Below are 26,750 nucleotides of genomic sequence, written 5' to 3' on the forward strand. Positions count from 1 at the left end.
CGTTGACGAACTCGCTCTTGCCACATCGGCCGCGGCGTACTGGATGCCCCGGTCAAGCCGGGGCATGACGGCGGAACACATGGGCCGCGCCCGCAGCTATCCCTTCTTCGCCGCCAGCGCGTCCGCCACCGCCGTGCGGATATCCGCGACCGAGAATGGCTTTGTGATCACGTCATGCACCAGCGCATTGAGGTTGGAGGCACGCTCGCGCTGATCGGCAAAGCCGGTCATCAGCAAAATGGTCAGCCGGGGAAAGTCGCGCGCGGCGGAGAGGGCGAGTGCAATGCCGTCCATGACGGGCATCTGGATGTCGGTGAGCAACAGATCGAACGCGCCGTCCTCGCGGGTCAGGATTTCCAACGCCTCGGCGCCGTCCTGTGCCGTGACGATCTCGTGGCCGTCCATGGCGATGGCGCGCGCCACCAGCTGGCGCATCGATCCTCATCGTCGGCGATCAGTACTTTCGGCATGGGACGAACCTTCCCGTGCGGGACTCTACAGGCTGATTACACGCTGCCGCCAGCAATGTCGCGCCGGTTGAAGAAGCGAACGTCGATATTGCGGCCTTCCGGCGGCGGTGAGGCCAGGCGCGAGCGGAAGAACGCACGCTCGCCGGGTTGCAGCACGGTCTGCTCCAGCACCGAATTCCAGGCGTAGATCTCGGCGCCTTGCGCGTCGCGCACGGCAAAGCGCAGGCGCGGAATATCGAGCGGCTTCTTGCCCTGGCCCACGATCACGCCCTCGATCACCAGCACCTGCTTGCCGTCAACGGTCTCGCTCGAGAGCTTGACGTCCTTGAAGGCAAGCCCGCGCAGGTTCACCTCCAAGCCGACCATCTTGTAGAAGGCCGCGGTTTGCGGCAGCAGGCGGACCATGTCGCCGCGCCAGATCACAAGCGCCAGCACCAGCGCGCCCATGGCGGCGCACGCGGTCGGCAGCCCGAAATGGGATTTTCGCCGGGCCATGGCCGGTGCCGGGCGGCTCACCTTTGCCCCGCGGCGACTGAACAGACCGCGGAACCAGGACTGGTGCTGCACGCCCGCGACTTCCTCCTCGGCGCCGCGGGCTGCCGCCGACCACTCGTCCTCCGGCTCGGCAGCGTCCTCGGTCGGCCAGTCGCCGGCAATCGAGGGGCTTTCGACCACCGGGGTTTCGGCGTCGTCGTCCTTGGCGTATGAGTTCCACTGCTCGGCGAGGTCCGACTGGTCCTCGGACTGGTTCGCTGCGGCCAGGGCCGGCACGGCGGCCTCCCCGATGGCATCCGCGGGATGCGCCATCCACGTCTCCTTGCAGCGGGAGCAACGGACCGTCCGCCCATTGGCCCCAAGGCTCGCAAGCTTGATGGCGTAGGATGTCGTACAATGGGGGCAGACAATATGCATATGGACGGCCTCGACGGATGACCTTCGCGCGGAACCAGGCGCCAAGGGTACTTCCAAGGATGGATAGTTTCTAAGATGCTGCCCCGGATGCTACAGAGCGACCGTTAACGAACCGGAAACCATAACGGTCGCACAACCCCTTGATCGCATGCGGCGAAGCCGCGCTGGCGTGCGGCCTGCGTCACCTCTCGAACGGAGCTGAGCTTGGTTCGGTTCGAAAATGTCGGATTACGTTACGGTCTGGGACCGGAGATCCTGCGCGACCTCAATTTCCAGATCCCGGCGCATTCCTTTCAATTCCTCACCGGCCCGTCCGGCGCCGGCAAGACGTCATTGTTGCGCCTGTTGTTCCTGTCGCACCGGCCGACGCGCGGCCTCGTCAATCTGTTCGGCCACGACATCTCCCAGCTCGGCAAGGACGAGATCGCCGATTTGCGCAAGCGCATCGGCATCGTGCTCCAGGATTTTCGCCTGCTCGACCACATGACGACCTACGAGAACGTGGCGCTGCCGTTCCGCGTCATGGGCCGCAGCGAGTCGAGCTATCGGAAAGAAGTCATCGACCTGCTGCGCTGGGTCGGGCTCGGGGAGCGCATGGATGCGCTGCCGCCGATCTTGTCCGGCGGCGAGAAGCAGCGTGCGGCGATCGCGCGCGCCGTGATCTCGCGGCCGCAACTGCTGCTCGCGGACGAGCCGACCGGCAGCGTCGATCCGACGCTCGGGCGGCGATTGCTGCGGCTGTTCATCGAGCTCAACAAGTCCGGCACCGCCGTCATCATCGCAACTCACGACATCGCGCTGATGGACCAGTACGAAGCGCGCCGCTTCGTGCTGCATCAGGGCCGGCTGCACGTCTATGAGTAGGACCGACGAGCGCGGCGTATTGGTCGATCTCGGACAGGAACGTCCGCAGCTTCCGGCCAGGGCGCGCAACATGTCGCCGATCGTGCCGCGCGCCTCGATCCACGGCCGCGCGCTGGTCGCCGTTGTCGCCATCATGACATTCCTCGCCTCGATGACGACAGGCACCGTGCTGCTGGTCAGCGCCTCGGCCGCGGAATGGCAGTCCGATGTCGCGAGCGAGATCACCATCCAGGTCCGCCCGCAATCCGGACGCGATATCGAGCGCGACACCGCAGCCGTCACTGAGGCGATGCGCGCGCAGGCCGGCATCGTCGAGGTCAAGCCGTTCACCAAGGAGGAGAGCGGCAAGCTGCTCGAGCCCTGGCTCGGCACCGGGCTGTCGATGGACGATCTGCCGGTGCCGCGCATGATCATCGCGCGCGTGCAGCCAGGCACGGCGCTCGATCTCGGCGCCTTGCGCGCCCGGGTGACGCAGGTGGCGCCAAGCGCCAGCGTCGACGATCATCGCGCCTGGATCGAACGGATGCGTTCGATGACCAACGCCACCGTGCTCGCCGGCATCGGTATCCTCGCGCTCGTCATCGTCGCAACCATCATCTCGGTTTCGTTCGCGACCCGCGGCGCGATGGCGGCGAACCGCCCGATCGTCGAGGTCCTGCATTTCGTCGGCGCCGGCGACCGCTACATCGCCAATCATTTCCTGCGGCATTTCCTCAGGCTCGGCCTCGAGGGCGGCGTCATCGGCGGCGGTGTTGCCATGCTGCTGTTCGGCTTCTCCGAGTCGATCGCCGGCTGGTTCTCCGGCACCCCGGTCGGCGACCAGTTCGCGGCCCTGCTCGGCACCTTCTCGCTGCGGCCGTCCGGCTATGTGGTGCTCGCGGTGCAGGCCGTCCTGATCGGCGCGATTACCGCCGTCGCCTCGCGCCAGACCCTGTTCGCGACGCTGAATGATGTCGATTGAGGATGTGCACGTTTGTGGTTTCTTCACCTCTCCCCGCAACCGGGGCGGGGGAGCGCATCGCCGACGCGGATAGAGTAGCAGTCCATTGGGTTCAAAGAGCCCGATAAACCGGACTCCACTTCGCCTCAAACCGTCCTAAAATAATCCGGGGAAGGGATCACCGACATCATATGACCTCGCCGACCGACGATCCATCGCCGAAAATGCCGCGCGGCTGGCTACGCGCGACCGTGGTGTCGACGATCGCATTCGTTTTCGTCGGCGCAGCGGCGGGGTTCGTCGTGTTCCTGTCGCAATTACGCGGCGCCGAGATTGCGCCGGACCGCAAGGCTGACGGCATCGTGGTGTTGACCGGTGGTTCCTCTCGGGTCTCGGATGCAATGGCGCTGCTGGCGGCCGGCTACGGCAAAAGGCTCCTGATCTCGGGCGTGCATCCGACCTCGACCGCGAGCGACATCTCGCGGACGCTGCCGGAGAACCAATCCTTCATGGCCTGCTGCGTCGATCTCGACCGCACTGCGCTCTCGACCCGCGGCAACGCGGCGGAGGCGCGGCGCTGGGCCGAGGGGCGCGGCTTCAAATCGCTGATCGTGGTCACCTCGAACTATCACATGCCGCGCGCGCTGGCGGAATTCTCGCATGCCATGCCGGGGACCACGCTGGTCCCGTTCGCCGTGGTCGGCGACAAATGGCGCGAGGAGCCGTGGTGGACCTCGGCCTCGACGCTGCGGCTGCTGCTGTCCGAATATGTCAAGTATGTCGCCGCCGAGCTCAGGATGCGGCTGGAAGATTTCGGGATTGACCTTTCCCCCGAACTGTCGGAGCAGCCAGCGGGCCTGCAATCCAGGCGGCCCGCCACCGCACAGGCCAATTGATCGGATTCTTGATGTTCCTGATTTTCCTGCGCTCGCTGCTGTTCAACGTGCTGTTCTATGCGGTGCTGGTGTGCCTCGCGATCGTGGCGCTGCCGACCTTCGCCTTGCCGCCGCGTGCCATGCTGACGGTCGCGAAATGGTGGGCGAAGGCGACGCTGGTCCTGATGCGCGTGGTCTGCAACATCAGGGTGGAATTCCGCGGCGTTGAGAAGATCCCGCAGGGACCGCTGGTGATCGTGGCGAAGCACCAGTCATTCTGGGAGACCTTCGTGTTGCCGGGCTTCTTCAATCGCCCGATCTTCATCCTCAAGCGCCAGCTCATGCAGATTCCGGTGTTCGGTCAGTTCCTGGTCAAGACCGGGATGATCGCGATCGACCGCAATGCCGGCGTCAAGGCGCTGCTGGACATGACGCGCCGCGCGCGCGAGGCGGTGCGCGCGGGCGGCCAGCTCGTGATCTTTCCGGAAGGCACGCGCCGTGCGCCGGGAGCACCGCCGGACTACAAGACCGGCTTTGCGCAGATCTACTCGTCCTGCGGCGTGCAGTGCCTGCCGATCGCGCTCAACTCCGGCCTGTTCTGGCCGCGCCGCACCTTCATGCGCTATCCCGGAACGCTGGTGGTGGAGTTCCTCGATCCGCTGCCGCCGGGCCTGCCCAAGGGTGAGTTTCTCACGCGCGTGCAGACGGCGATCGAAGACGCGACCGCTCGCATCGTCGAAGCGGGCCGCGAGGAGCAGGAGCAGTTGATCGGCAGCGCGCCGAGCTACGCTCCCTCGGAGAGCTAGCCCGCATTTCTCACAGTGTTGAGGCGCATCGGGGCGCGGATCAGCGAAAGTTCTTTTGCGAGAAGGACTTCGCGGTGATTCAAGGAATGCCCCGATGCCGGCACAGTGTAGCGCAGAACGGTTTGATTTTGGAGAGGTGGAAGGCCGCATCGTGGAAGCGGCTTTTGATGGTGGCCTGGTGACGTCGGATGCGGGCGCGCTGCTGCTGGGCGCGTCTGATCGGGCGATTGATCTGGTGGGGCGCTTTGCCGATTGCTTTCGCGATCATCGCCGGGTGGACTTGATCGAGCACGCAGTCGGAACGTTGGTCGGACAGCGGGTCTTTGGCATCGCACTTGGCTACGAAGACATCAACGGTCACGACGAGTTGCGGCACGACCCGCTGATGGCGGTGCTGGCGGGCAAGCTTGTTGCCAGGCGCGAGGACTGCGCACCGGTGGCCGGCAAGTCGACGCTGAACCGGCTGGAACTGGGCCGGGAGGAACCTTCGCGCTATCACAAGATCGCCTACGACGCGGCGGCGATCGAGGCGTTGCCGGTGACGCTGTTCCTGGAGGCGCACAAGCGACCGCCGCCGCAGATCATCCTCGATCTCGACGCCACCGACGATCCTCTGCACGGGCATCAGGAGGGGCGCTTCTTCCACGGCTATTACGACTGCTACTGCTATCTGCCGCTGTACGTGTTCTGCGGCCGGCATCTGCTGGCGGCCAAGCTGCGGCGCGCCGACATCGATGCCAGCGCAGGCAGTGTCGCGGAGATCGCGCGGATTGTCCGGCAAATCCGCGCCCGCTGGCCGTTCGTGCGCATCGTGCTGCGCGCCGACAGTGGCTTTGCGCGCGAGGCGCTGATGGCGTGGTGTGAGCAAAACCGCGTGGATTATCTGTTCGGGCTCGCCCGCAACACGCGCCTGGTCGCCATGATCGAGGAGGAGCTCGCCGCGGCGAGAGCCACAGCCGAGACGACCGGCCACCCGGCACGCCGCTTCAAGGACTTCCAATGGCGTACGCGCGACACCTGGAGCCAGGAGCGCCGCGTCGTCGCCAAGGCGGAGTGGACGCAAGGCGAGGCCAATCCGCGCTTCGTCGTCACCTCGCTCAAGCGCAGCGCGGCGGGCGTGCGGCAGCTCTATGAGGACATCTACTGCGCCCGCGGCGACATGGAGAACCGCATCAAGGAGTGCCAGCTCGATCTCTACGCCGACCGCACCTCGGCCGCCACCATGCGCGCCAACCAGCTGCGGCTGTGGTTCGCCTCGATGGCCTATGTGCTGATCTGTGCCCTGCGGCGCATCGGCCTTGCCGAAACCACCTTTGCGGACGCCACCTGCGGCACCATCCGCCTCAAGCTCCTCAAGATCGGCGCACTGGTGCGCATCAGCGTCCGCCGCATCAGGATCGCCATGGCCTCGGCCTGCCCAGCCGCTCAGCCGTGGGGACACGCGGCTCGTCGCCTGGCCGAAGCCGCCAAGGCTCGCGCCTCGCCGGCCTGACACGCGACGCTGCGACGCGCTCAATCGGCGGCATCACCAACAGGCCCAACGGAGACATTCAAAACCAAATCGCCGGCTGCGCCTTCAGCGCCACGGCTCCCCGTTGCCTTGCCAAATCCTCCTATCCTCCGTCGCTGAGCAATCGGTCGTGTGAGAAATGCGGGCTAGTCTAGCGGTTCTCTCGATCTTCTGCGGGAGCCGGCGCGTGCAGCGTATGCGCGTCGCCATGCAGCATCGCCGCAAGCTGATGCAATTGAGTGTCGCGAAAGCCTTCGGCCTCGATCGCCTTCACGGTCGCCGTCACGTAGTCGCGGTTGGCGCCGGACTGGCCGTGACCCTGCAGCACATGGCGGTGCTGGTCGGCGAGCGACAGCCGGCCGGCGTACTGCACATGGCCGCGATCAACGACATAGGCGAGCGCCGAGACGCGCTCACGCGCTTCGTTCTCCAGCCACACCGAGCGCATCACCTCGCGATAGACCGACGTCACCTGCTCGCGCGCCCGCAAATAGGCGACCACGTCGGCACGGTTCTTTTCAGCGACGCGGAAGGCGATGCCGCGGCAGGCGCCGCCACGGTCGAGCCCAAGCACCAGGCCGGGCTGTTCCGGCGTGCCGCGATGCACGAAGGAATAGACGCAGAGCGCGCGATGCTCGCCGACCAGCCGCGCCGGGACGCGCTCCTCGAATTCGAAGCCCGGCCGCCACATCAGCGATCCGTATCCGAACACCCAGAGATCGCCCTTGGCGGAGGTGGCGGAGGGGAGGGTGATTTCCGACATTTCGGGCACGGCTACCAGAACCGTGCCCCCAAGCGAAGCGAATTCTCCGCCTTTCGGCCGGGGCCAGCCTCGCTTACATTTGACAAAATCTGGGATCAAAGGGTCGCCGCATGTCCAATATGACTATTGCCGCAGGCCGGCGCTCCCGTTGGGGGCTCTTCATTGCTCCCGTCCTCCTCCTGATTCTCGCGGCCGCCTGGAGCGGCTTCTGGTTCTATGCGGCCTCGCAGGCCGAGGTTGCGGCCGATGCCTGGCGCGCGCAAGAAGCCAAATCCGGCCGCATCTATGATTGCGCCAAGCGCTCGATTGCCGGCTTCCCATTCCGCTTCGAGGTCCGGTGCTCCGGCGCCAGCGTCGCCCTGGTCTCGCAGAATGCGAGCAAGACGCCGTTCACGGCCAAGCTCGACGACATTCTGGTTGTGGCGCAGGTCTACGATCCCAAGCACGTCATCGCCGAGTTTTCCGCGCCGGCAACGCTGACCGATGGCGTCACGCAAAACACCTTCGTGGTGAACTGGAGCAACGGCCGCAGCAGCGTGATCGGCTTGCCGGCTATCCCGGAACGCGCCTCGATCGTGTTCGATGACCCCAGCATCGTGAGGCTCGACGGTTCGGTGCAGGTGCCGCTCGCGCGCGCCAAGCAGATTGAACTGCATGGGCGCATCGCGGATGGATCGCCGGCCGATCATCCTGTTATCGAGACCGTGCTCCAGATCGCGCAGGGCAGCATCCAGGGCGTTCATCCCCTCCTCGCCGAGCCGTTCGAAGCCGACACGCGCGCGAAGATCACCGGGCTTTCCGACCTCACCCCAAAACCCTGGCCGCAGCGCTTCCGCGAAATCCAGGCCGCCGGCGGCCACATCGAGATCGTACAGTCGCGGATCCAGCAGGGCGAGACGATCGCGGTCGCGGCCGGCACGCTGGGCCTCTCGGCCAATGGCCGACTGGATGGCGAATTGCAGATGACGGTAACCGGTCTCGAGCGCGTCATCCCGGCGCTCGGCATCGAGAAGATGCTGGAAGAGGGCGTGCCGCAGGCGACACTCGATCGCGTCGCGCCCGGCGTGAAGTCAAAGGACCTCAACAATCTCTTTGGGGCACTCGACCGTGCCGTCCCCGGCCTCGGCAAGGTCATCAAGCAGAACGCCAACGCCGGCGTTGCCGCCGGCATCAATTCGATCGGCACCGAGAGCACGCTCGAGGGCAAGAAGGCCCGCAGCTTCCCGCTGAAGTTCGTCGACGGCGCCGTGCTGCTTGGCCCGATCCAGGTCGGCCAGATTCCGCCCCTGTACTAGCTGTCGTTGCTCCCGATGGCCACGTCACGGTCGCTTCGCTGAATCGTGAACGTCCGCCGGGAATGCGGAGCCGTAAAGCCCGGTTTCGCTCCATGTCGGCAGCAGGAGAGAATACCATGACGACATCCAGGCTGTGCGTTGGCGCCATCGCCATTTTGACCGCACTCGCGACGCCTGCGTTCGCGCAGTGGCAATCGCACGAGCGTGCCGCCTACGAAGCCCGGTATCCGAACGACCGCAATCTCGCGCGCCCTGCGACGCGCGACACGATGGCTGACGTGCCTTCTGCGAAATCACCGCGCCCCACGGTGATCCGCGCGACCAAGGGTCAATAGCCGCCATTCCCCTTGAGATTTTGCGCGTCGCGGAGTTGGGCCCGGCCATGTCCCGGTCGGGCCCAATGCGCGCTGCATCACGAGCGCGGCAATCGCGCGCGTGCGGATCGGTCGAGCGGCGAGAATATTCCGAACATGATCGTCAGGAAAACGTGATGCAGAAGATGCCCAGGCCTGCGAATAACAGCTCGCCCGTTCGCATCACTCCACACCAGGGAAGCATGCACGCGCCGGGGGCGCAACCAACAGCACCGGCTTCCCAAGTGGAGGGAGGCTTACGTGCGGATCATCAACTGCGGACTGATGCTGGGACTACTCGCTGCCTGTTCGGGACAGGCGCGTGCCGACGACAATGTCACAACCGAAATCCAGGCGCTGAAGACGAAGCTGAAGGAGCTGCAGCAGAAGGTGGATTCGGAGGCGCGCAAGGCGCGCCAGGTCGAAGTGCAGGCCAAAGTCATGCCGGTGCCGGGGACCTACAAGGCGCTGCCGGTCGAAGCATGTGCGGGCGGCAAGGTCTGCTACAAGGGCGTCACGCTGACATTCGGCGGCTGGATCGATCTCACCGGCATCTACCGCTCGCGCAACATCGCCTCCGATACCGGCTCGGTGTTCAATTTCATCCCCTATCAGCAAGCTCACAATTTCTACTTCCCGGAGACGCGCTTCTCCGCGCGCCAGAGCCGGTTCTCGGTGCTGGCCGAAGGCAATGCCGATCTCGATACGCATCTCGCGGGCTACGGCGAAATCGACTTCGAGGGCGCGGCGCAAACGGCGAGCTCGGTGGCCACCAACTCCTTCAATCCGCGGATGCGGCAGCTCAGTATCGAGCTCGACCGGACCGATCTCGGCCTGCACGTCCTCGCCGGCCAATCCTGGTCGCTGAATGCGCCGACCAAGACGGGCATCGATCCTCGCGGCGTCGACGCGCCCGGCGTGATCGACTTCGAATCCGTTCCGGGATTTCTGGCGGCACGGCAACCCGGGCTTCGCGTCTGGAAGGATCTCGGGCCCGAGTTCAAGCTCGCCGCGTCGGTCGAGAATCCGCAGACCGCATTTTTCGGCGGCAATACGCCGACGGTCGGTACGCCCGCGGTCGGTCCGCAGGGCGTGCTCAACCCGAACCTCCAGGTCAATTTGACCGGGCCGGGCGGCAGCTTCTTCAACAACCTCAACAATGTCAGCTTGAACCAGGTGCCTGATTTCACCGTCAAGGCGGCGTGGGATCCGCGGCTCGGGCCTTACAAGCTGCATGTCGAGGCCTGGGCGCTCTATCGCCAGCTGTTCGATCGCTTCAATGGCGCCAACCACAGCTACGACACCGGCAGCTTCGGAGGCCACGTCTTCGCCGAGCTGATTCCGAAGACCCTCGACCTCCAGCTCTACGGCGCGCATGGTGTGCTCGGCCGCTTCACGGCGACGCCGTTCCCCGATGCGGCGGTAGCGCAGGACGGCACGGTGCTGCCGCTGACGATCACCGCGGCCGCGGTCGGCCTGATCTGGCACGCGACGCCGAGCCTCGATGTCTACAGCTACGCCGGTCTGGAAAAGGCCAAGGCCAATTTTGCCAATGCCGGGACCACTCCGTTCGGCTACGGCAATCCCCTCTACAACAACACCGGCTGCTTCACCGAGAACACGCCGGCCGCGAGCTGTAACGGCAACACCCGGGAAGTCCGGCAGATCACCGCCGGCATCTACGACACCCTCTACCAGGGCAATTACGGCACGCTGAAAGCCGGCGTGCAGTATTCCTACACGCAGCGGCTCGCCTTCGCCGGTGTCGGCGGCGCGCCCAAGACCGACGACAACATCGTCATGACGCAGATCCGGTACTATCCGTTCTAGGAAGGGAGCCACGCAGACTGGTAGCCCGGATCGAGCGAAAAGCGAAATCCGGGAATCTTGCCTCAGGCGACCGGGTCCCGGATTACGCTTGCGCTCCATCCGGGCTACTTCAGCTATGGCTTCTTCAGCGCCGCGTGCGGACGGCCGAAATCTGCAGCCGCCGAATCCTGGCCGATCTCGACGATGCCGCGGCGGATCGCGCGGGTGCGGGTGAAGTGATCGAACAGCGCTTCGCCGTCACCGCGGCGGATCGCGCGGGTGAGCTTTGCGAGATCCTCGGTGAAGGTGCCGAGCATCTCCAGCACCGCGTCCTTGTTGGCGAGGAAGACGTCGCGCCACATCGTCGGATCGGAAGCCGCGATGCGGGTGAAGTCGCGGAAACCGCCGGCGGAGAACTTGATGACCTCCGATTCCGTCACCTGTTGCAGCTCGTCGGCGGTGCCGACGATGGTGTAGGCGATCAGATGCGGCAGATGGCTGGTGATCGCGAGCACGAGATCATGATGATCCGGCGTCATCACCTCGACCTTGGCACCCATCGCCGCCCAGAACGCGCGCAGATGCGCGGTGGCGGCGGCGTCGGTGCCTTCCGGCGGCGTCAGAATGCACCAGCGGTTGATGAAGAGCTCGGCGAATCCGGAATCCGGCCCCGAATGCTCGGTGCCCGCGACCGGGTGCGCCGGCACGAAATGAACATTCTTCGGCAGGTGCGGCGCCATGTCCCTGACGATTGCGCCCTTGACCGAGCCGACGTCGGAAATAACGGCGCCCGGCTTGAGAAAGCCTGCAATCTCCTGCGCCACCGGCCCGCAGGCGCCGACGGGAATGCAGAGGATGACGAGATCGGCATCCTTCACCGCTTCCGCATTGGTCGCCACGACCTGGTCGACGATGCCGAGCTCGAGCACCCGCGCACGCGTCTTCTCCGAGCGCGCGGTGGTGACGATCTCGGAAGCCAGGCCCTGAAGCTTGGCAGCACGCGCGATCGAACCGCCGATCAGACCGAAGCCGATCAGCGCGACGCGCTTGAAGTGCGGATCCACGCTCATTTGCCGGCCATGAAGTCGCGCAAGCCGTCGACGACGAGGCGGTTGGCCTCTTCGGTGCCGATAGTCATGCGCAGTTCATGGTGCAGGCCGTAGTTCTTCAGCGCGCGCAGCACGAGGCCACGCTTGGTGAGATAGGCATCGGCCGCGTCCGATGTCTTGCCTTCTTGCGGGAAATGGATCAGCACGAAATTGGCGACGCCCGGCGTCACCTTCAGCCCGAGCCTGGTGATCTCCTCGGTCAGCCAGTTGCGCCAGGTCTCGGTGAACTGCTTCGACATCGCCTGATGCGCGGTGTCCTCGATCGCGGCGACGGCGGCGTACATGGCCGGCGTCGACACGTTGAACGGACCGCGGATGCGGTTGATCGCGTCTATGATGTGCTCGGGGCCGAACATCCAGCCGATACGCAGCGCGGCGAGGCCGTGGATTTTGGAGAAGGTATGCGTCACCACCGTATTCTCGGTGGTCGCAACGAGCTCGATCCCCATCTCGTAGTCGTTGCGCGAGACGTAGTCGCAATAGGCGGCATCCAGCACCAGCAACACGTGCGACGGCAGGCCGGCACGCAGGCGCTTGACCTCGTCGAACGGGATATAGGTGCCGGTCGGGTTGTTGGGATTGGCGAGCCAGACCAGCTTCGTTTTCGGCGTCACCGCCTTGAGGATGGCATCGACGTCGCAGGTCAGGTTCTTCTCCGCCGCGATCACGTTCTTGGCGCCGACCGCCATGGTCGCGATCGGGTAGACCAGGAAGCCGTGTGTGGTCGAGATCGCCTCGTCGCCGTGGCTGAGATAGGTGTGGGCGAGCAGGTTGAGGATTTCGTCCGAGCCGGCACCGCAGATGATGCGGTTCGGATCGAGCCCGAAAGAACGGCCGATCGCCTCGCGCAGCACGCGCGAGGTTCCTTCGGGATAGTCTTCCAGATGATCCGCGACGCGCTTGAAGGCCTCGATCGCCTTGGGCGAGGGTCCGAACGGCGTCTCGTTGGCCGACAGCTTGAACACCTTGCGGCCCGGCTCCGCGACCGGACTCTTGCCAGGCGTGTAGGGCGCAATATCGAGAATGCCGGGATTCGGCACGGGGCGGGACATCTTCAACTCCGGATAGGCCAGATCTGTTCGCGATTTACGATTTCGACCCGGTCGGGGGCACCGTATAGCGCGTTGCGTGGCTGCCGACGAGGGCCGTGGAGCGCACCGAGGCTCCTGCTTCGATCAGGGCAGCCCTGATTTTGTCGATGCTGGTGGCGCTCGTGACCGAGACCAGCAGCGCCGCGCCATCGAAGGCGGTATCGGGCACCGCCACGATCTCGGCAAGCGGCGACAGGGCGCGTGCGACCTCGGCGTTCCACCCCGAGACTCGCACACTGAAGGTCTCGACCTCTGTCACCACAGCGCTGTCGGCGACGCGCGAGATCGCGAACACCGGCAGTGCGGCCGGATGGTCGGCGCGCTCGACGAAGGGCAGTCGCGCGATGATTTTTGGCGCGCCGTCCGCTTCCAGCTCCAGCCACCACGGCGTGCGGCTCGAGGTCGCCGAGACCAGCGCCAGATCGCCCTTGGATTTCGCCACCGCTTCGACCGCGGCCTGCGCGCTGAAATGCGCGACGTAAGGGACTGTGAAGCCGAAATGGAAGCGCACGGAATCGCGCATCGCCGGCTCGCTCACTGAGATGTCGGCATGCACGGAGAACGGCGCCTGGACATAGGTGAAAGTGGAGATGATGACGCGCCAGATGCTCTCGACCGTGTCGAGCGGCAGGATGCCGCGATGGCGTTGCACGATGTCACGCATCATGGAGGCTTCGCGCGCCGGGCGGAACGCCGAGCCGACCTCCTGGGTCTGCTTCACCTGGATCAGGCGGTCGATGATGTCGCCGCGCTGCATCAACAGGCGATGCATGCCCTCGTCGATCGCATCGATCTCCTTGCGCAATTCCTGGAGTGATGGTGGCGCGGGCGGACGTTGGGACATATCTGCGAGGTGCTGTTGCGAGGTGCTGTCGAGAGGCTGCCGTCGAGGTTCTGATTAGGCAGGATAGGCGGCGAAAGCAAAGAGAAATGCAAAGAGAAGTCAGGGTGGTTTCGGCCGGCGGCACGGGGGCAAATTTGGCTGATCCGGACCGCGACTTGACGAAAAGCGCCCAAGCCAGTAGGTTTTTGCCTGTTCCGTGGTCATTTGAGCCGGCCGGCTTGCAGCCACGTTAAAAAACTCGCTAAACAGGCCGGGGACGCTTCCGATCCCGGCCGAACCTATCGTTCAGGCCGGGTTTTTCATGGCCTGATGTCAGTCGCGATCTGAAGTCCGATCGCAAACGAGGTCGATGGTCAGAGATGGTTGGCGTCAAATCGATTCCCAGTCCCGCGATCAGTGCCGACGATCGGTCGCATGAGGTCGATCATCCGAGTTCAGAGGTCGCGCAGTTCGGCGCCGACCAGCCGCTGCGGCTCGATTGCGGCATCGATCTCACCCCGTTCCAGATCGCCTACAAGACCTATGGCGAGCTCAACGCCGATCGCTCAAACGCCGTGCTGATCTGCCATGCGCTGACCGGCGATCAGCACGTCGCCAATGTGCACCCCGTCACCGGCAAGTCCGGCTGGTGGGAGACGCTGGTCGGCCCCGGCCGTCCGCTCGATCCCAGCCGCTACTTCATCATCTGCTCCAACGTGATCGGCGGCTGCATGGGTTCAACTGGCCCGGCTTCGATCAATCCCGCAACCGGCAAGGTGTGGGGCCTGGATTTCCCCGTCATCACCATCCCCGACATGGTGCGCGCGCAGGCGATGCTGATCGACCGGCTTGGCATCGACACGCTGTTCGCCGTCGTCGGCGGCTCGATGGGTGGCATGCAGGTGCTGCAATGGACTGCGGCCTATCCCAAGCGCGTCTACTCGGCGCTGGCGATCGCCTGTTCGACGCGGCACTCGGCGCAGAACATCGCCTTCCACGAGCTCGGTCGTCAGGCCGTAATGGCCGATCCCGACTGGCACAATGGCGCCTACGCCGATCAGGGTATCCATCCGCATCGCGGCCTCGCGGTCGCGCGCATGGCTGCGCACATCACCTATCTCTCGGACGCCGCGCTGCATCGCAAGTTTGGCCGCCGCATGCAGGACCGCGAACTGCCAACCTTCTCGTTCGATGCCGATTTCCAGGTCGAGTCCTATCTCCGCTATCAGGGCTCGTCCTTTGTCGAGCGTTTTGACGCCAACTCCTATCTCTATCTCACGCGCGCGATGGACTATTTCGACATCGCCGGCGACCATGGTGGTGTGCTGGCGAAGGCGTTCGCCGGAATCGAGACGCGCTTCTGCGTGGTCTCGTTCACCAGCGACTGGCTGTTCCCGACTTCGGAATCCCGTGCGCTGGTGCATGCGCTGAACGCGTCGAGCGCACGGGTGTCGTTCGCCGAGATCGAGACCGATCGCGGCCACGATGCCTTCCTGCTCGACGTGCCTGAATTCTTCGACATCTCCCGCGCCTTCCTGCAATCGGCAGGCAAGGCGCGCGGGCTCACCGGCAAGGACGATTAGCGATGTCTGGGCAGGAAGTGCTGCCGCTGGGCGGCTTGGCGACGGATCAGTCCGGCCCGTTTCGCGCCGACCATCTGCTGGTCGCCGAGATGGTCAAGCCGGGCTCGAAAGTCCTCGACGTCGGTTGCGGCGAGGGCGATCTGCTTCAGTTGCTGGAGACCCGCGGCATCGACGGGCGCGGGATCGAACTGTCGCGCGAGGGCGTCAACCGCTGCGTGGCAAAAGGCCTCGCGGTGGTGCAGGGCGACGCCGACACCGACCTCGTCAACTATCCCGACGACGCCTTCGACTACGTGATCCTGTCGCAGACGCTGCAGGCGACGCGGCAGCCCAAGGTCGTGCTGGAGAATCTCCTGCGCATCGGCCGCCGGGCCATCGTGTCGTTCCCTAATTTCGGCTTCTGGCGGATGCGCCTGCAGCTCCTGGTCGGCGGTCACATGCCCCGCACGGAGAATCTGCCGGCGAGCTGGTATGACACCGCCAACATCCATTTCTGCACCATCAAGGATTTCGTCGAGCTCTGTGACCAAATCCACGTCAAGATGGAGCGCGCCGAGGCGCTCGACCTCTACGGCCGGCCGCTGCGGCTGCGGCTGCCGTGGTGGGTGTGGAATCTGTTCGGTGAGCAGGGCGTGTTTTTGCTCACGCGAGGACAGGGAAAGTAGTTTCCCGTCATTGCGAGCGCAGCGAAGCGATCCGGAATTCCTCCGCGGAAAGACTCTGGATTGCTTCGCTGCGCTCGCAATGACGGAGTGCGAAGCAACGCTTTCGCCCTAATGCACCGGCAGCGACCTGGGATCGCGCACCGGCCACCGTCCCGCTTCCACCAGCGTCACGAACCGCTCCACGCTCTCGTTGAACAGTGCGGGCTCTTCGAGGTTGAGGACGTGGCCCGATTTCGGAAACATCGCGAGCCCCGCGGCCGGCAGGCGCTTCTTCAGGAACAGGCTCGCCCCGACGCAGGGATCGTCTTCGTCGCCGCAGATGATCAGCGCGGGGTCGTAACCTTCCTGATCGCATCCGTCATGGTGTAGAGCGACGGCCGCCCGCCCTGGAATCCGCGCATCGTGTTGGCCGAACCCCTGGAATCGTGCCGCGCCAGCGCAGCGTAGAAATCGGCGTGGCCGCGCGGGTCCTTCACCAGGAATGGAATCCGGCTCGGCGCCTCGCGGGTGACTTTTGCGACCTCGGCGGAGCCGAGCGTCTCGAATTGCTCGGCATTGGCGCGGCACTGCTTGCGCCAATTGTCGAGAGTCTCGATCTCCGAGCCTGAGCCGACGCCCGCCAGCGTCATCGACAGCGCGCGCTGCGGCGCGTTCAAGCCGATCTGAAGCGATGAATAGGCGCCCATCGAGAGACCGACGAGATGCGCGCGCTCGATCCCGAGATGATCGAGCACCGCGAGCGCGTCGGTGTAGAAATGTTGGTAGGTGTAGGCCTCGCCTGCCGGCACATCGGATGGCGTGTAGCCGCGCGCGGAGTAGGTGATGCAGCGGTGGCCGCGCGAGAAGTAACGCATCTGCGGCTCCCAATTGGTGTAGTCGGCCGCGAATTCGTGCAGAAAAATTATCGGCGTTCCCTGACCCGCTTCTTCGAAATAGATGCGGACATCGTCCCTGGTCGTGGCGTGGGGCATTAACCGTTTCCCTCTCTTCAAGCCGTGACTTCAGGATCGCAGTTAATGCCCTTGTCCGCAATGAGGCAGCCTCGCGCCAGCACTGACGCAAAATCATCGCAGCTATTCGCGGCCGCGGCGTCTTTTTCTCGCCACATCGGGCGGCTTAACGGCCAGACGGATGTCGGCCTCCGCAGGGGCTGATTGGAAGTGGGGGTGTCAACGAAGGATGAAGAATGTTTGAGTTGTTTGCGTCTCGCCTGTCGCGTTGTGTTGTCGCGCTGGCGATCTTCTTCGCGGCGGTTGCCGCGTTCGTTTCTCCGGCCTCAGCGCGGCCTCATCATCGTCATAGCGCAGAGCGGCACGCTTACGTGCATCACGCCAGACATCATCACTATCGTCACCATGCACGCAGCTCGCGCTTCGAGCGCAGCGCGGCGCAGTTGCAGGCGAGCGGCTTTGCCGACACACAGGCCAGCTACAATCCCAACGCCAATAGCGGCATGGCTAATGGCGGTATGGCTGCAAGCGGGGGCTTCGGCGGCGGGTCGGGTCTCGTGTCAGAGGCGCGCCGCTATCTCGGCGGCAATCCGACGGGGCGCGCCAGCCTGTGGTGTGCGCGGTTCATGAACATGGTGCTGCAACACACCGGCCATCAGGGCACCGGCTCCGACATGGCGAGCTCGTTCGCGCGTTACGGCACTCGCGTCTCCGGTCCGCAGGTCGGCGCCATCGCAGTGATGGGGCGGCGCGGCGGCGGTCATGTCGGCATCATCACCGGCATCGACGCGCGGGGGAATCCGATCATGATCTCCGGCAACAACGGCAACCGCGTCCGCGAAGCGCCGATCTCGCGCGGTCGGATCTATGCGTATGTGATGCCGAATTGAAGCTCGTCATTGCGAGCGAAGCGAAGCAATCCAGAATCCCTCCGCGGTGCACTCTGGATTGCTTCGTCGCTCCGCTCCTCGCAATGACGGAATTTGTTGAGAAAGCGCCGCGTCACACCAGCTTCGGCGCTTCCAGCGCGACCGCATCGCCCACGCCGATCTCGCCGTCCGTCACCACCTCGGCATAGATGCCGCAATCCATGTGGCCGAGATTGCGCGACAGCGTCGGTGGTATCTCGAGATCGCGTACGGCCGTCGCCGGATCGACGTTGACGGCCGGGCAGCGGACGATGCGCTTGACCACTTTCATCCGGGCTTGCCCGATCGCGAGCGTCTCTCCGACCATGTCGAGCTCGGACCAGGCCGGCCAGCCCTTCACGTAGAGATTGGCGCGGAAGCGCAGGGGATTGACGGCGACGCCGCCGAGCATGGTCTCGATGGCCCGGACGCTTTTGAGATTGATGATGGACACGACCTTGCGGGCGACGTCGGAAAAGCTGTGGCCCCGGCCGGACAGCACCTTGGGCGGGCCCTTCAGCTCCGGCTGGAAATTCTCCTTGAAGTAGCCCTCGATGGCGGCGCGCCCCGCCGCAGTCTCGAGATCACCGCTGGCGACGATCTGGCCGTCCTTGCGGATAGTCAGACGGTTGGTCGCATCCTCGAAACGGCTGTCGAGGGACGCCAGCCGCTCGTTGCGGGCCAGCATCAGAAACTGGATTTTCGGCTTCCACTCCGGAGCCTCGGGGTCGAACCCGCTCGGGCCGTTCTCGATGGCGTAGCGGCGGTCGGCGGGGAGGGTCTGGCCGGTTCGCAACGGGACCCGGGCCAGGGATTCCGGCGTCAGGCCCTTGATCGGGTAGCGGTAGAGACCGGTGATTTCGGCAGTCTGGCTGGTTGTCATAGGTCTACTTAGGGGATTCGCTCCGTGCCCGCCAAGCCGGCCGATCAGCGCACGAAATTGTGAACGCGCCTCTTCCGATCCGAGCGCAGGCTTCCCACATCTGGATCAGGCCGGCGCCAGCGTCGGCTGATAACGACCGCTGATGCGTTGAGGAACGTCAACGTATCAAGCGGAAACCCAATGAAGATGCCGTTTGGGGTGCCTTAGAGGGCCCCAGGGGCAGGCCGAGGGAAACAAAAGACCATGAATATCGAGAAGTATACCGAACGCTCCAGGGGCTTCATCCAGTCCGCGCAGTCGCTCGCGATGCGCGAAGGGCATCAGCAGTTTTCGACCCTGCATCTCCTGAAGGTGCTGCTGGACGACAACGAGGGGCTGGCTGCCGGTCTGATCGACCGCGCCGGCGGCAATTCCCGCGCAATTCTGAAGGCGACCGAGGACGCCCTCAACAAGGTGCCGAAGGTCAGTGGCGGCGGTGCCGGCCAGATCTATCTGGCGCCCGAGCTCGCGCGCACTTTCGATGCGGCCGAAAAGGCCGGCGAGAAGGCCGGCGACAGCTTTGTCACGGTCGAGCGGCTCCTGCTCGGTCTCGCACTGGAGAAGACCAGTGAGGCGGGCGCCATCCTCGCCAAGGGCGGCGTCACGCCGCAAAATCTCAATGCCGCGATCGAGGCGCTGCGCAAGGGCCGCACCGCGGACTCCGCGACTGCCGAGAACGCCTATGACGCGCTGAAGAAATATGCCCGCGACCTGACCCAGGCGGCGCGCGACGGCAAGCTCGACCCGGTGATCGGCCGTGACGAGGAGATCCGCCGCACCATCCAGGTGCTGTCGCGCCGGACCAAGAACAATCCCGTCCTGATCGGCGAGCCCGGCGTCGGCAAGACCGCCATCGCCGAGGGCCTCGCGCTGCGCATCGTCAATGGCGACGTGCCCGAGAGCCTCCAGGACAAGAAGCTGCTGTCGCTCGACCTGGGCGCGCTGATTGCAGGTGCAAAATACCGCGGCGAATTCGAGGAGCGGCTGAAGGCCGTGCTCCAGGAAGTCATCGCGAGCGACGGCAATTTCATCCTGTTCATCGACGAGATGCATACGCTGATCGGCGCGGGCAAGGGCGATGGCGCGATGGACGCCTCCAACCTGCTCAAGCCTGCGCTTGCGCGCGGCGAGCTGCACTGCATCGGCGCGACCACGCTCGACGAGTACCGCAAGCATGTCGAGAAGGATGCGGCGCTGGCGCGGCGTTTCCAGCCGATCTTCGTCAGCGAACCTTCGGTCGAGGACACGATCTCGATCCTGCGCGGGCTGAAGGACAAGTACGAGCAGCACCATGGTGTGCGGATCACCGATTCCGCACTCGTGGCCGCGACGACCCTGTCCAACCGCTACATCACCGACCGCTTCCTGCCGGACAAGGCGATCGATCTCGTGGACGAGGCGGCCGCGCGGCTGAAGATGCAGGTCGATTCCAAGCCGGAAGAGCTGGATTCGCTCGACCGCGAGATCATCCGGCTCAAGATCGAGCAGGAGGCGCTCAAGAAGGAGAGCGACCTCGGCTCCAAGTCCCGTCTCGAGACGCTGCAGAGGGAGCTGGCCGAGCTTGAGGAGAAATCTGCGTCGCTGACCGCGCGTTGGAGCGCCGAAAAGAGCAAGCTCTCCGACGCCCAGAAGCTCAAATCCGAGCTGGACGCGCTGCGCGTGGATCTGGCCGACGCGCAGCGGCGCGGCGAGTTTCAGAAGGCCGGCGAGCTGGCCTATGGCCGGATCCCGCAGCTCGAGAAGCAGCTCGCCGAGATCGAGGCGCGTGATGGCTCCGGCGAGATGATGGAGGAGGCTGTTACCGCCAATCACATCGCGCAGGTGGTCTCGCGCTGGACCGGCGTGCCCGTCGACAAGATGCTGGAAGGCGAGAAGGAGAAGCTCCTGAGAATGGAGGAGCAACTCGGACAGCGCGTCGTCGGCCAAGCTGAGGCCGTGCGTGCGGTTGCGACCGCCGTGCGCCGCTCGCGCGCAGGTCTGCAGGATCCGAACCGGCCGACCGGCTCGTTCATGTTCTTGGGCCCCACCGGTGTCGGCAAGACCGAGCTGACCAAGGCGCTCGCGGAGTACCTCTTCAACGACGAGACCGCGATGGTTCGCCTCGACATGTCCGAGTACATGGAAAAGCACTCGGTCTCGCGGCTGATCGGCGCGCCTCCGGGCTATGTCGGCTATGACGAGGGCGGCGCGCTGACCGAAGCGGTGCGGCGCCGGCCTTATCAGGTCGTGCTGTTCGACGAAATCGAGAAAGCGCATCCGGACGTCTTCAATGTCCTGTTGCAGGTGCTCGACGACGGCCGCCTGACAGATGGCCAGGGCCGTACCGTCGATTTCCGCAACACGTTGATCATCATGACCTCGAACCTCGGTTCGGAGTTTTTGGTGAATCAACCCGAGGGCGAAGACACGTCTGCCGTGCGTGAGCAGGTGATGGGAATGGTGCGCGGACATTTCCGCCCCGAGTTCCTGAACCGCGTCGACGAAATCATCCTGTTCCACCGCTTGCAGAGGAGCGAAATGGGCCGGATCGTCGAGATCCAGTTCGCGCGGCTGCAGAAGCTGCTGACCGATCGCAAGATCGTGCTGACGCTCGATGCTTCGGGCCGCGACTGGCTCGCGGCGAAAGGCTGGGATCCCGCCTACGGGGCGCGCCCGTTGAAGCGGGTGGTGCAGCGCTATCTTCAGGATCCGCTCGCCGAGATGATCCTGGCCGGCGACGTCCGGGATGGCGATACGGTCGCGATTTCGTCCGAAGGCAATGTGTTGACCTTCAACGGCAAGGCGTCGCAAACCGCTGAGATCGCCCAGTTCGAAGCGCCTGTATCGAAGCGCAAGCTGAACTGATTGTCGTGCTCACGGCAAAACGAAAACCGCCCCGGAGAGGTCTTGCTTCTCCGGGGCGAATTGTTTTGGTTAGTCCGGTCGGCTTGCTAACTGACGGCGGACGCAGAGCCGGGATCGGCCGGACCTTCCTCGTCATCTTCCTGTTCAAGCTCCGACAGGATATCCACGAGCTCGCGCACGCGGCCCTGCGCCAACGGACGGAGGTCGTTGATCATGGGCTCGTCGTTGGCGAGCCATGCCTGGGCCTCGGCAAGCTCCTCGACTGTCGCGCCGGTTCCGATGATCTGGGCAATCGTGACGTCATCAGCGCTGCTAACGGCCTTGACCACGTCGTCACGCGAGAGGCGCTGCATGAATTGTCCTCCTCTTGGCTGAGGGGCAGGAAACCGCCCCAAAAAACCAAATCGTGGTGACCGTTGGTTGGTTCCGCCCACAGGAAGCGCGGCTCCGCCCGCGTTGGGCGCGGGCGGGATGCGGTCTGCTAGCGGCTTGTGGTCAGGCGCGGCGGGTTCTGTGACATGATCCAGAGTTCGATCGCGGCAAGCACCGCGACTGCGATGCCGACCACGATGTGGATCGTCATCGCCGTCTTGGCTCCTTGGAAGCCAAGCACCCAAGGCGCAATGAGCGTCCACAGGCCGACGATCAGGTTCAGCCACTCTTCCCACACCGCGAAGGCGGCGAGCGCCGCGATGGCTAAAATTGCGATCACGATGCCCGCGATATGCGCGTTCTGGGAAGCCCTTCCGGCGTCGAAGCCGAAGATCCACGGCGAAAGAAACAGGAATGCGCCGAGGACCAAGTTTGCGACATCGCACAATTTTGCGTTGGTCCAGTTCTCCATGGCAATGCTCCGTAAAGCCCTGCCCCTGGCAGCAAAATAACGGGCGTGCTGCCCGCGAGGTTCCAGGCGGTTCCAGGAAATTCAAGCAAGAGAGAAAATTCAAGCAAGAGAATTGAAGCAGGGAATTGAGGAGAGGCAGCGCACGCTTGGCGATTGTGCGGCTGGTCAGACCTACCGGTTGGTAACCTGGAGCGGCCCACCCGTGGCATCGGACATGCGGGCGATGGCGCCGTTGCGGCCGCTCATCATGCCGTCTAGGCGGTCGCGCTCCTTCTCAAAGCCTGACAGCATCGGGCCCTCAAGCGAACGGCCGCGCGGCAGTTTCACGCGCATCGGGTCGACGAAGCGGCCGTTGACCAGGATTTCGTAGTGGACGTGCGGGCCCGTCGACTGGCCCGTCGAGCCGACGAAGCCGATGACCTGGCCCTGCCGCACCTTCTTGCCGGGCTCCATGCCCTTGGCGAAGGCCGACATATGGCCGTAGGCGGTCTCGTAGCCGTTATTGTGCTTGATGCGGACGTATTTGCCGTAACCGCCCTCGAGCTGGGCCTTTTCGATCACGCCGTTGCCCGCGGCGAAAATCGGGGTGCCGTAGGCGGTGGCCCAGTCGACGCCAGTGTGCATCTTCACATAGCCGAGGATCGGGTGGCGGCGGCCGCCGAAGCCGGAGCGCATGATGGCGCTGTTGACGGGCTTGCGGACCAGGAACTTTTTCGCGCTCTTGCCGGTCTCGTCATAGTAGTCGACGACGCCGTCGTCGGGGCTCTGGTAGCGATAATATTTCTTGGTTTCGCCGCCGACCGTGAGCGAGGCGAACAGCACTTCGCTCTTGTCGACCGCCGTCGAGCCCTCGTCTTCACCGGCGTAGAACACGTCGAACGAGTCGCCCGGCTGCACCTTGCGCTGGAAATCGACGTCGTAGGAGTAGATCTTGATCATGTCGTCGATGACCGGCATCGGCACTTTGTTGCGCATCGCGGTCTCGTAGATGCTCTGGTAGAGCCGCACGCCGCTGCCGTCATCTTCATCATCGTCGTCGCTGCTGGCGTTGGCCGCAGCATCGGCGACGGTGTTCATGCTGGAGACGTCGACCGCGACGTATTTGCCGAGATCGGACAACGCCGCGATCGCCTCGACCATGGTGTCGTTGGCGACGACGACGCGATAGGGCTGCAGCCTGGCGCCGGGGCTTGCGGGCGCCATCAGGATGCGAAGTTTCTCGCCTTCCTTCAGGCCGCCGTCCCGGCCGCGGGGGCCGAGCGTCGTGGCGATCGCCTTGATCTCCTCCGGCGTGGCGCCGAGGTCGCGCAGCACGGACGCGACCGAGTCGCCCTTCTTGACCAGATGGACGCGTTCGCCGTTGGGATTGCCGCCGGTGATCTGCTCTTTGGTCTTCGGCAGCAGCGTGACGTTTTCCGGCACCACGCGGGTCTCGAAGCCGGCATAGGGATCGGACGGCGACACTTCGGTGGCGTAGGCCATCTTCATGTCGGACCTGTTGACGTCGGGCCGGTCACGCCGGAGACGTCGGCGGTCGCATTGGCGAGCGAAGCGTAGCGCACCCCGCCATTGCCGCGCCAATTGGCGGCATCGCGCACCCGCATCAGGATGTCGTCGAGCGCCACCACCGCGGAAATCTTGGCCTTCGGCAGCACCGGCGAGAGGTCCTTGGTGACGAAGGAGACCTCGGCGTCGGGCTCGACGGCCTCAGGGTTGTTCGGATCGTCGGTCGCGGTTTTCGGATCGGAGCCGACGTCGGTGAGCATGCGCTGCGCATTGAACGGCGGAATCTTCGCCGACAGGTCGCTCGTCGTCATCGACAGATTGCCGGCGATCCGGATGAAGGGACGCACGCGCATCACGTCGCGGTTGCCGACGCGGGCGACGGTCGAGACGCGCACGATGTTGCGCGAGGCGGTGGAGTCGTTCGGCGGTGGGAGGCGGTCGCTCTTGTGCAGCGTGGCGGCGCGATCGGCAGCTCCGAATGCGCCACGCAGCGCGCCTTCGACCCGCTCCGGCACCTTGGCGAAGGTCATTTCGCCGTCGAGAGATGCGAAAACGGCGCCGCCGATCAGGGCTGCGCCGCAGAGTCCGGTCAGAATTGTGCCGCTGAACCATTGCACCGAGACGCGACGGCGATCGATGACTGCGGCCTCGGAGCCATCGACCGACAGCGGCGGCTCGTGGCCGAGATCGATGATCCCGGTCTCACGCCCATAAGCGCCGCGCGACGTCCTCTGGTTCAACCCAAGTCCCCCAATCAACGACCCGAGCCCCTTCGCCTCGAACCTCTTCCCGGTCGCCCTCTTGCAGGGGGATCGCGGAAAAAGCCGTGCCGCACAGGTGCTCGCGCTCAGTAGGCCCCGATCAGGGCCCGTCCGAAATTACGAACAGCAAGGCAGGTGAAGGTCTCTCGATGTCTTTCGAATGTCCGAAGAAGGCTGCGTCATCGGATCGCCTTCTCTGAACCCCATGAAAATCGCCGGCAGCCCCCACTGGCATCCCGCGATTCAAGCTTGTCTTTTACCAGAACGCCGCGGGATTGTGGCTCTAGTACGGCGTCGAATATGGAAAAACTTTCCTGAACGGCCCGGCGCAGGGGCTTAGGCCGAGGGTCGCCGCAAGCCGCCTCCGGGATTTCCTCCAGGCCCATCCGACGCCCCTCTTCGGAGCCCCTTCGGAGCCCCTTCCAAGCCCCCTGAAGGCCAAACTTTTTTCAGATTTTTTGCCGGGCGGCTTCGCGCCGCCGCCTCCATGGTTCTCTAATCGACTGGAATCGCTCGATTATTTTCGACGATCCGCTGTGCGACGATTTGTTGACGATGGGCGTTGACAATCCCGGGCGGGGGGGCCTATAACCCGACCACTGAGCGCGGCGCCGCCGGGTCACTGACCAAGGCGAGCGAACGCGCCACTGATGCTCCTCACCTTGTTGAGTGACACAACAGCCGACACAAATCGGTTGGAGTCCATTCGTCGTCGGTAGGGGTGTCGGAACCCTTCCACTCTGGAAGGTTGGGGCCTCCTGGTCCCGGGCTGTTTGACAAGTGAAGATGAAGAAAGAGAAACGTGGACGGCGGAGTCCTTGCGGGTCTCGCTTCTGAAAAGCTTCGGCTTTTCTGATCGAGACCGGACGAAAGACTTCGGCGGTACACGTTTCAAAGGTTACACCATCGTTGCCAACGATGTGAATCGTAGGCAGCTCGCAGACTTCGGTCGGCGATGAATGGTGGGACCTCGTCAAACGTTGTGATCAGCCGGTTCAAAGTTCAAGTCCAACTTGAGAGTTTGATCCTGGCTCAGAGCGAACGCTGGCGGCAGGCTTAACACATGCAAGTCGAGCGGGCGTAGCAATACGTCAGCGGCAGACGGGTGAGTAACGCGTGGGAACATACCTTTTGGTTCGGAACAACACAGGGAAACTTGTGCTAATACCGGATAAGCCCTTACGGGGAAAGATTTATCGCCGAAAGATTGGCCCGCGTCTGATTAGCTAGTTGGTAGGGTAATGGCCTACCAAGGCGACGATCAGTAGCTGGTCTGAGAGGATGATCAGCCACATTGGGACTGAGACACGGCCCAAACTCCTACGGGAGGCAGCAGTGGGGAATATTGGACAATGGGGGCAACCCTGATCCAGCCATGCCGCGTGAGTGATGAAGGCCCTAGGGTTGTAAAGCTCTTTTGTGCGGGAAGATAATGACGGTACCGCAAGAATAAGCCCCGGCTAACTTCGTGCCAGCAGCCGCGGTAATACGAAGGGGGCTAGCGTTGCTCGGAATCACTGGGCGTAAAGGGTGCGTAGGCGGGTTTTTAAGTCAGGGGTGAAATCCTGGAGCTCAACTCCAGAACTGCCTTTGATACTGAAGATCTTGAGTCCGGGAGAGGTGAGTGGAACTGCGAGTGTAGAGGTGAAATTCGTAGATATTCGCAAGAACACCAGTGGCGAAGGCGGCTCACTGGCCCGGTACTGACGCTGAGGCACGAAAGCGTGGGGAGCAAACAGGATTAGATACCCTGGTAGTCCACGCCGTAAACGATGAATGCCAGCCGTTAGTGGGTTTACTCACTAGTGGCGCAGCTAACGCTTTAAGCATTCCGCCTGGGGAGTACGGTCGCAAGATTAAAACTCAAAGGAATTGACGGGGGCCCGCACAAGCGGTGGAGCATGTGGTTTAATTCGACGCAACGCGCAGAACCTTACCAGCCCTTGACATGTCCAGGACCGGTCGCAGAGATGTGACCTTCTCTTCGGAGCCTGGAACACAGGTGCTGCATGGCTGTCGTCAGCTCGTGTCGTGAGATGTTGGGTTAAGTCCCGCAACGAGCGCAACCCCCGTCCTTAGTTGCTACCATTTAGTTGAGCACTCTAAGGAGACTGCCGGTGATAAGCCGCGAGGAAGGTGGGGATGAC

At 64.1% G+C, this 26,750-nt stretch carries 20 protein-coding genes, 1 rRNA gene, 3 pseudogenes and 1 riboswitch (1 of these 25 running past the window's edge); of the genes and pseudogenes, 13 read left to right on the forward strand and 11 right to left on the reverse strand.

Going from position 1 to position 26,750, the window contains the following annotated elements; genetic code table 11:
- Nucleotides 1-96: 96 nt before the first annotated feature.
- Both ACTGJ9_RS08835 and ACTGJ9_RS08840 read right to left on the reverse strand, forming a co-directional pair.
- Nucleotides 97-470 (reverse strand): annotated as a pseudogene (locus ACTGJ9_RS08835) (response regulator).
- Between the two features lie 36 nt (nucleotides 471-506).
- Nucleotides 507-1,382: an MJ0042-type zinc finger domain-containing protein gene (locus ACTGJ9_RS08840; protein WP_456676746.1), complete on the reverse strand. Its 876-nt coding sequence runs from the start codon at nucleotides 1,380-1,382 to the stop codon at nucleotides 507-509.
- A gap of 204 nt (nucleotides 1,383-1,586) precedes the next feature.
- On the opposite strand from ACTGJ9_RS08840, the gene ftsE reads away from it, so the two are divergent.
- The 5 genes from ftsE to ACTGJ9_RS08865 all read left to right on the forward strand — a co-directional run bounded on the left by ftsE (nucleotide 1,587) and on the right by ACTGJ9_RS08865 (nucleotide 6,359).
- On the forward strand, nucleotides 1,587-2,246 hold the full coding sequence (ftsE, locus tag ACTGJ9_RS08845) for a cell division ATP-binding protein FtsE (protein ID WP_200513240.1): 660 nt from the start codon (nucleotides 1,587-1,589) through the stop codon (nucleotides 2,244-2,246).
- Nucleotides 2,239-3,207, forward strand: coding sequence for a cell division protein FtsX (locus ACTGJ9_RS08850; protein ID WP_456676747.1), 969 nt, complete (start codon nucleotides 2,239-2,241; stop codon nucleotides 3,205-3,207). Before ftsE ends, ACTGJ9_RS08850 begins: the two co-directional genes overlap by 8 nt.
- A gap of 170 nt (nucleotides 3,208-3,377) precedes the next feature.
- Nucleotides 3,378-4,082, forward strand: a complete 705-nt coding sequence (locus tag ACTGJ9_RS08855; protein ID WP_456676748.1) for a YdcF family protein — start codon at nucleotides 3,378-3,380, stop codon at nucleotides 4,080-4,082.
- Between the two features lie 11 nt (nucleotides 4,083-4,093).
- Nucleotides 4,094-4,867 (forward strand): lysophospholipid acyltransferase family protein, encoded by a 774-nt coding sequence (locus ACTGJ9_RS08860; RefSeq protein WP_456676749.1) that lies wholly within the window; start codon nucleotides 4,094-4,096, stop codon nucleotides 4,865-4,867.
- Nucleotides 4,868-4,961: 94 nt separating this feature from the next.
- The gene (locus tag ACTGJ9_RS08865; RefSeq protein WP_456676750.1) at nucleotides 4,962-6,359 is read left to right on the forward strand and encodes an IS1380 family transposase; all 1,398 of its coding nucleotides are present in this window, start codon (nucleotides 4,962-4,964) and stop codon (nucleotides 6,357-6,359) included.
- A gap of 169 nt (nucleotides 6,360-6,528) precedes the next feature.
- Here ACTGJ9_RS08865 and ACTGJ9_RS08870 read toward each other — a convergent pair whose 3' ends face one another.
- A complete protein-coding gene (locus tag ACTGJ9_RS08870) occupies nucleotides 6,529-7,140 on the reverse strand; it encodes a gamma-glutamylcyclotransferase (RefSeq protein WP_456676751.1) in 612 nt (203 codons plus the stop codon).
- Nucleotides 7,141-7,250: 110 nt separating this feature from the next.
- On the opposite strand from ACTGJ9_RS08870, the gene ACTGJ9_RS08875 reads away from it, so the two are divergent.
- The 3 genes from ACTGJ9_RS08875 to ACTGJ9_RS08885 all read left to right on the forward strand — a co-directional run bounded on the left by ACTGJ9_RS08875 (nucleotide 7,251) and on the right by ACTGJ9_RS08885 (nucleotide 10,618).
- On the forward strand, nucleotides 7,251-8,435 hold the full coding sequence (locus tag ACTGJ9_RS08875) for a DUF2125 domain-containing protein (RefSeq protein WP_456676752.1): 1,185 nt from the start codon (nucleotides 7,251-7,253) through the stop codon (nucleotides 8,433-8,435).
- A gap of 116 nt (nucleotides 8,436-8,551) precedes the next feature.
- Complete coding sequence (locus ACTGJ9_RS08880; protein WP_456676753.1) at nucleotides 8,552-8,770, forward strand: hypothetical protein; 219 nt, start codon at nucleotides 8,552-8,554, stop codon at nucleotides 8,768-8,770.
- Nucleotides 8,771-9,049: 279 nt separating this feature from the next.
- Nucleotides 9,050-10,618, forward strand: coding sequence for a hypothetical protein (locus ACTGJ9_RS08885; RefSeq protein WP_456676754.1), 1,569 nt, complete (start codon nucleotides 9,050-9,052; stop codon nucleotides 10,616-10,618).
- Nucleotides 10,619-10,731: 113 nt separating this feature from the next.
- Here the strand turns inward: ACTGJ9_RS08885 and ACTGJ9_RS08890 are convergent, their stop codons facing one another.
- The 3 genes from ACTGJ9_RS08890 to ACTGJ9_RS08900 are packed head-to-tail and all read right to left on the reverse strand — an operon-like array spanning nucleotide 10,732 to nucleotide 13,641.
- Nucleotides 10,732-11,667 carry a prephenate/arogenate dehydrogenase family protein gene (locus ACTGJ9_RS08890; RefSeq protein WP_456676755.1) on the reverse strand — a complete coding sequence of 312 codons (936 nt, stop codon included), beginning with the start codon at nucleotides 11,665-11,667 and terminating at the stop codon, nucleotides 10,732-10,734.
- A complete protein-coding gene (gene hisC / locus ACTGJ9_RS08895; RefSeq protein WP_456676756.1) occupies nucleotides 11,664-12,758 on the reverse strand; it encodes a histidinol-phosphate transaminase in 1,095 nt (364 codons plus the stop codon). The genes ACTGJ9_RS08890 and hisC overlap by 4 nt, the downstream gene beginning before the upstream one ends.
- A gap of 34 nt (nucleotides 12,759-12,792) precedes the next feature.
- Nucleotides 12,793-13,641: a chorismate mutase gene (locus ACTGJ9_RS08900; RefSeq protein ID WP_456676757.1), complete on the reverse strand. Its 849-nt coding sequence runs from the start codon at nucleotides 13,639-13,641 to the stop codon at nucleotides 12,793-12,795.
- Nucleotides 13,642-13,827: 186 nt separating this feature from the next.
- A riboswitch (SAM riboswitch) is annotated at nucleotides 13,828-13,907 on the forward strand.
- A gap of 93 nt (nucleotides 13,908-14,000) precedes the next feature.
- Here ACTGJ9_RS08900 and metX point away from each other — a divergent pair.
- Together metX and metW are read left to right on the forward strand one after the other, a co-directional pair.
- Complete coding sequence (metX, locus tag ACTGJ9_RS08905; protein ID WP_456676758.1) at nucleotides 14,001-15,203, forward strand: homoserine O-acetyltransferase MetX; 1,203 nt, start codon at nucleotides 14,001-14,003, stop codon at nucleotides 15,201-15,203.
- Nucleotides 15,204-15,205: 2 nt separating this feature from the next.
- On the forward strand, nucleotides 15,206-15,868 hold the full coding sequence (metW, locus tag ACTGJ9_RS08910) for a methionine biosynthesis protein MetW (protein ID WP_456676759.1): 663 nt from the start codon (nucleotides 15,206-15,208) through the stop codon (nucleotides 15,866-15,868).
- Between the two features lie 108 nt (nucleotides 15,869-15,976).
- Here the strand turns inward: metW and ACTGJ9_RS08915 are convergent.
- Nucleotides 15,977-16,839, reverse strand: a pseudogene (locus tag ACTGJ9_RS08915) (alpha/beta fold hydrolase).
- A gap of 215 nt (nucleotides 16,840-17,054) precedes the next feature.
- On the opposite strand from ACTGJ9_RS08915, the gene ACTGJ9_RS08920 reads away from it, so the two are divergent.
- A complete protein-coding gene (locus ACTGJ9_RS08920) occupies nucleotides 17,055-17,708 on the forward strand; it encodes an NlpC/P60 family protein (protein ID WP_456676760.1) in 654 nt (217 codons plus the stop codon).
- A 112-nt stretch (nucleotides 17,709-17,820) separates the two neighbouring features.
- On the opposite strand, the gene ACTGJ9_RS08925 is transcribed toward ACTGJ9_RS08920, so the two are convergent.
- Nucleotides 17,821-18,609, reverse strand: coding sequence for an MOSC domain-containing protein (locus tag ACTGJ9_RS08925; RefSeq protein WP_456676761.1), 789 nt, complete (start codon nucleotides 18,607-18,609; stop codon nucleotides 17,821-17,823).
- Nucleotides 18,610-18,852: 243 nt separating this feature from the next.
- Here ACTGJ9_RS08925 and clpB point away from each other — a divergent pair, with 243 nt between their 5' ends.
- Nucleotides 18,853-21,492: an ATP-dependent chaperone ClpB gene (gene clpB / locus ACTGJ9_RS08930; protein WP_456676762.1), complete on the forward strand. Its 2,640-nt coding sequence runs from the start codon at nucleotides 18,853-18,855 to the stop codon at nucleotides 21,490-21,492.
- 86 nt (nucleotides 21,493-21,578) lie between these two features.
- Here clpB and ACTGJ9_RS08935 read toward each other — a convergent pair whose 3' ends face one another.
- The 3 genes and pseudogenes from ACTGJ9_RS08935 to ACTGJ9_RS08945 all read right to left on the reverse strand — a co-directional run bounded on the left by ACTGJ9_RS08935 (nucleotide 21,579) and on the right by ACTGJ9_RS08945 (nucleotide 24,582).
- Nucleotides 21,579-21,845 (reverse strand): hypothetical protein, encoded by a 267-nt coding sequence (locus ACTGJ9_RS08935; protein ID WP_456676763.1) that lies wholly within the window; start codon nucleotides 21,843-21,845, stop codon nucleotides 21,579-21,581.
- Between the two features lie 128 nt (nucleotides 21,846-21,973).
- Nucleotides 21,974-22,336 (reverse strand): SPW repeat protein, encoded by a 363-nt coding sequence (locus ACTGJ9_RS08940; protein WP_456676764.1) that lies wholly within the window; start codon nucleotides 22,334-22,336, stop codon nucleotides 21,974-21,976.
- A 171-nt stretch (nucleotides 22,337-22,507) separates the two neighbouring features.
- Nucleotides 22,508-24,582: pseudogene (locus tag ACTGJ9_RS08945) on the reverse strand (M23 family metallopeptidase).
- A gap of 1,030 nt (nucleotides 24,583-25,612) precedes the next feature.
- Between ACTGJ9_RS08945 and ACTGJ9_RS08950 the strand changes: the two are divergent.
- Nucleotides 25,613-26,750, forward strand: a 16S ribosomal RNA gene (locus ACTGJ9_RS08950); it runs 351 nt beyond the window's last position.

This window comes from Bradyrhizobium sp. RDM12, assembly GCF_051917485.1.
Taxonomy (GTDB): domain Bacteria; phylum Pseudomonadota; class Alphaproteobacteria; order Rhizobiales; family Xanthobacteraceae; genus Bradyrhizobium.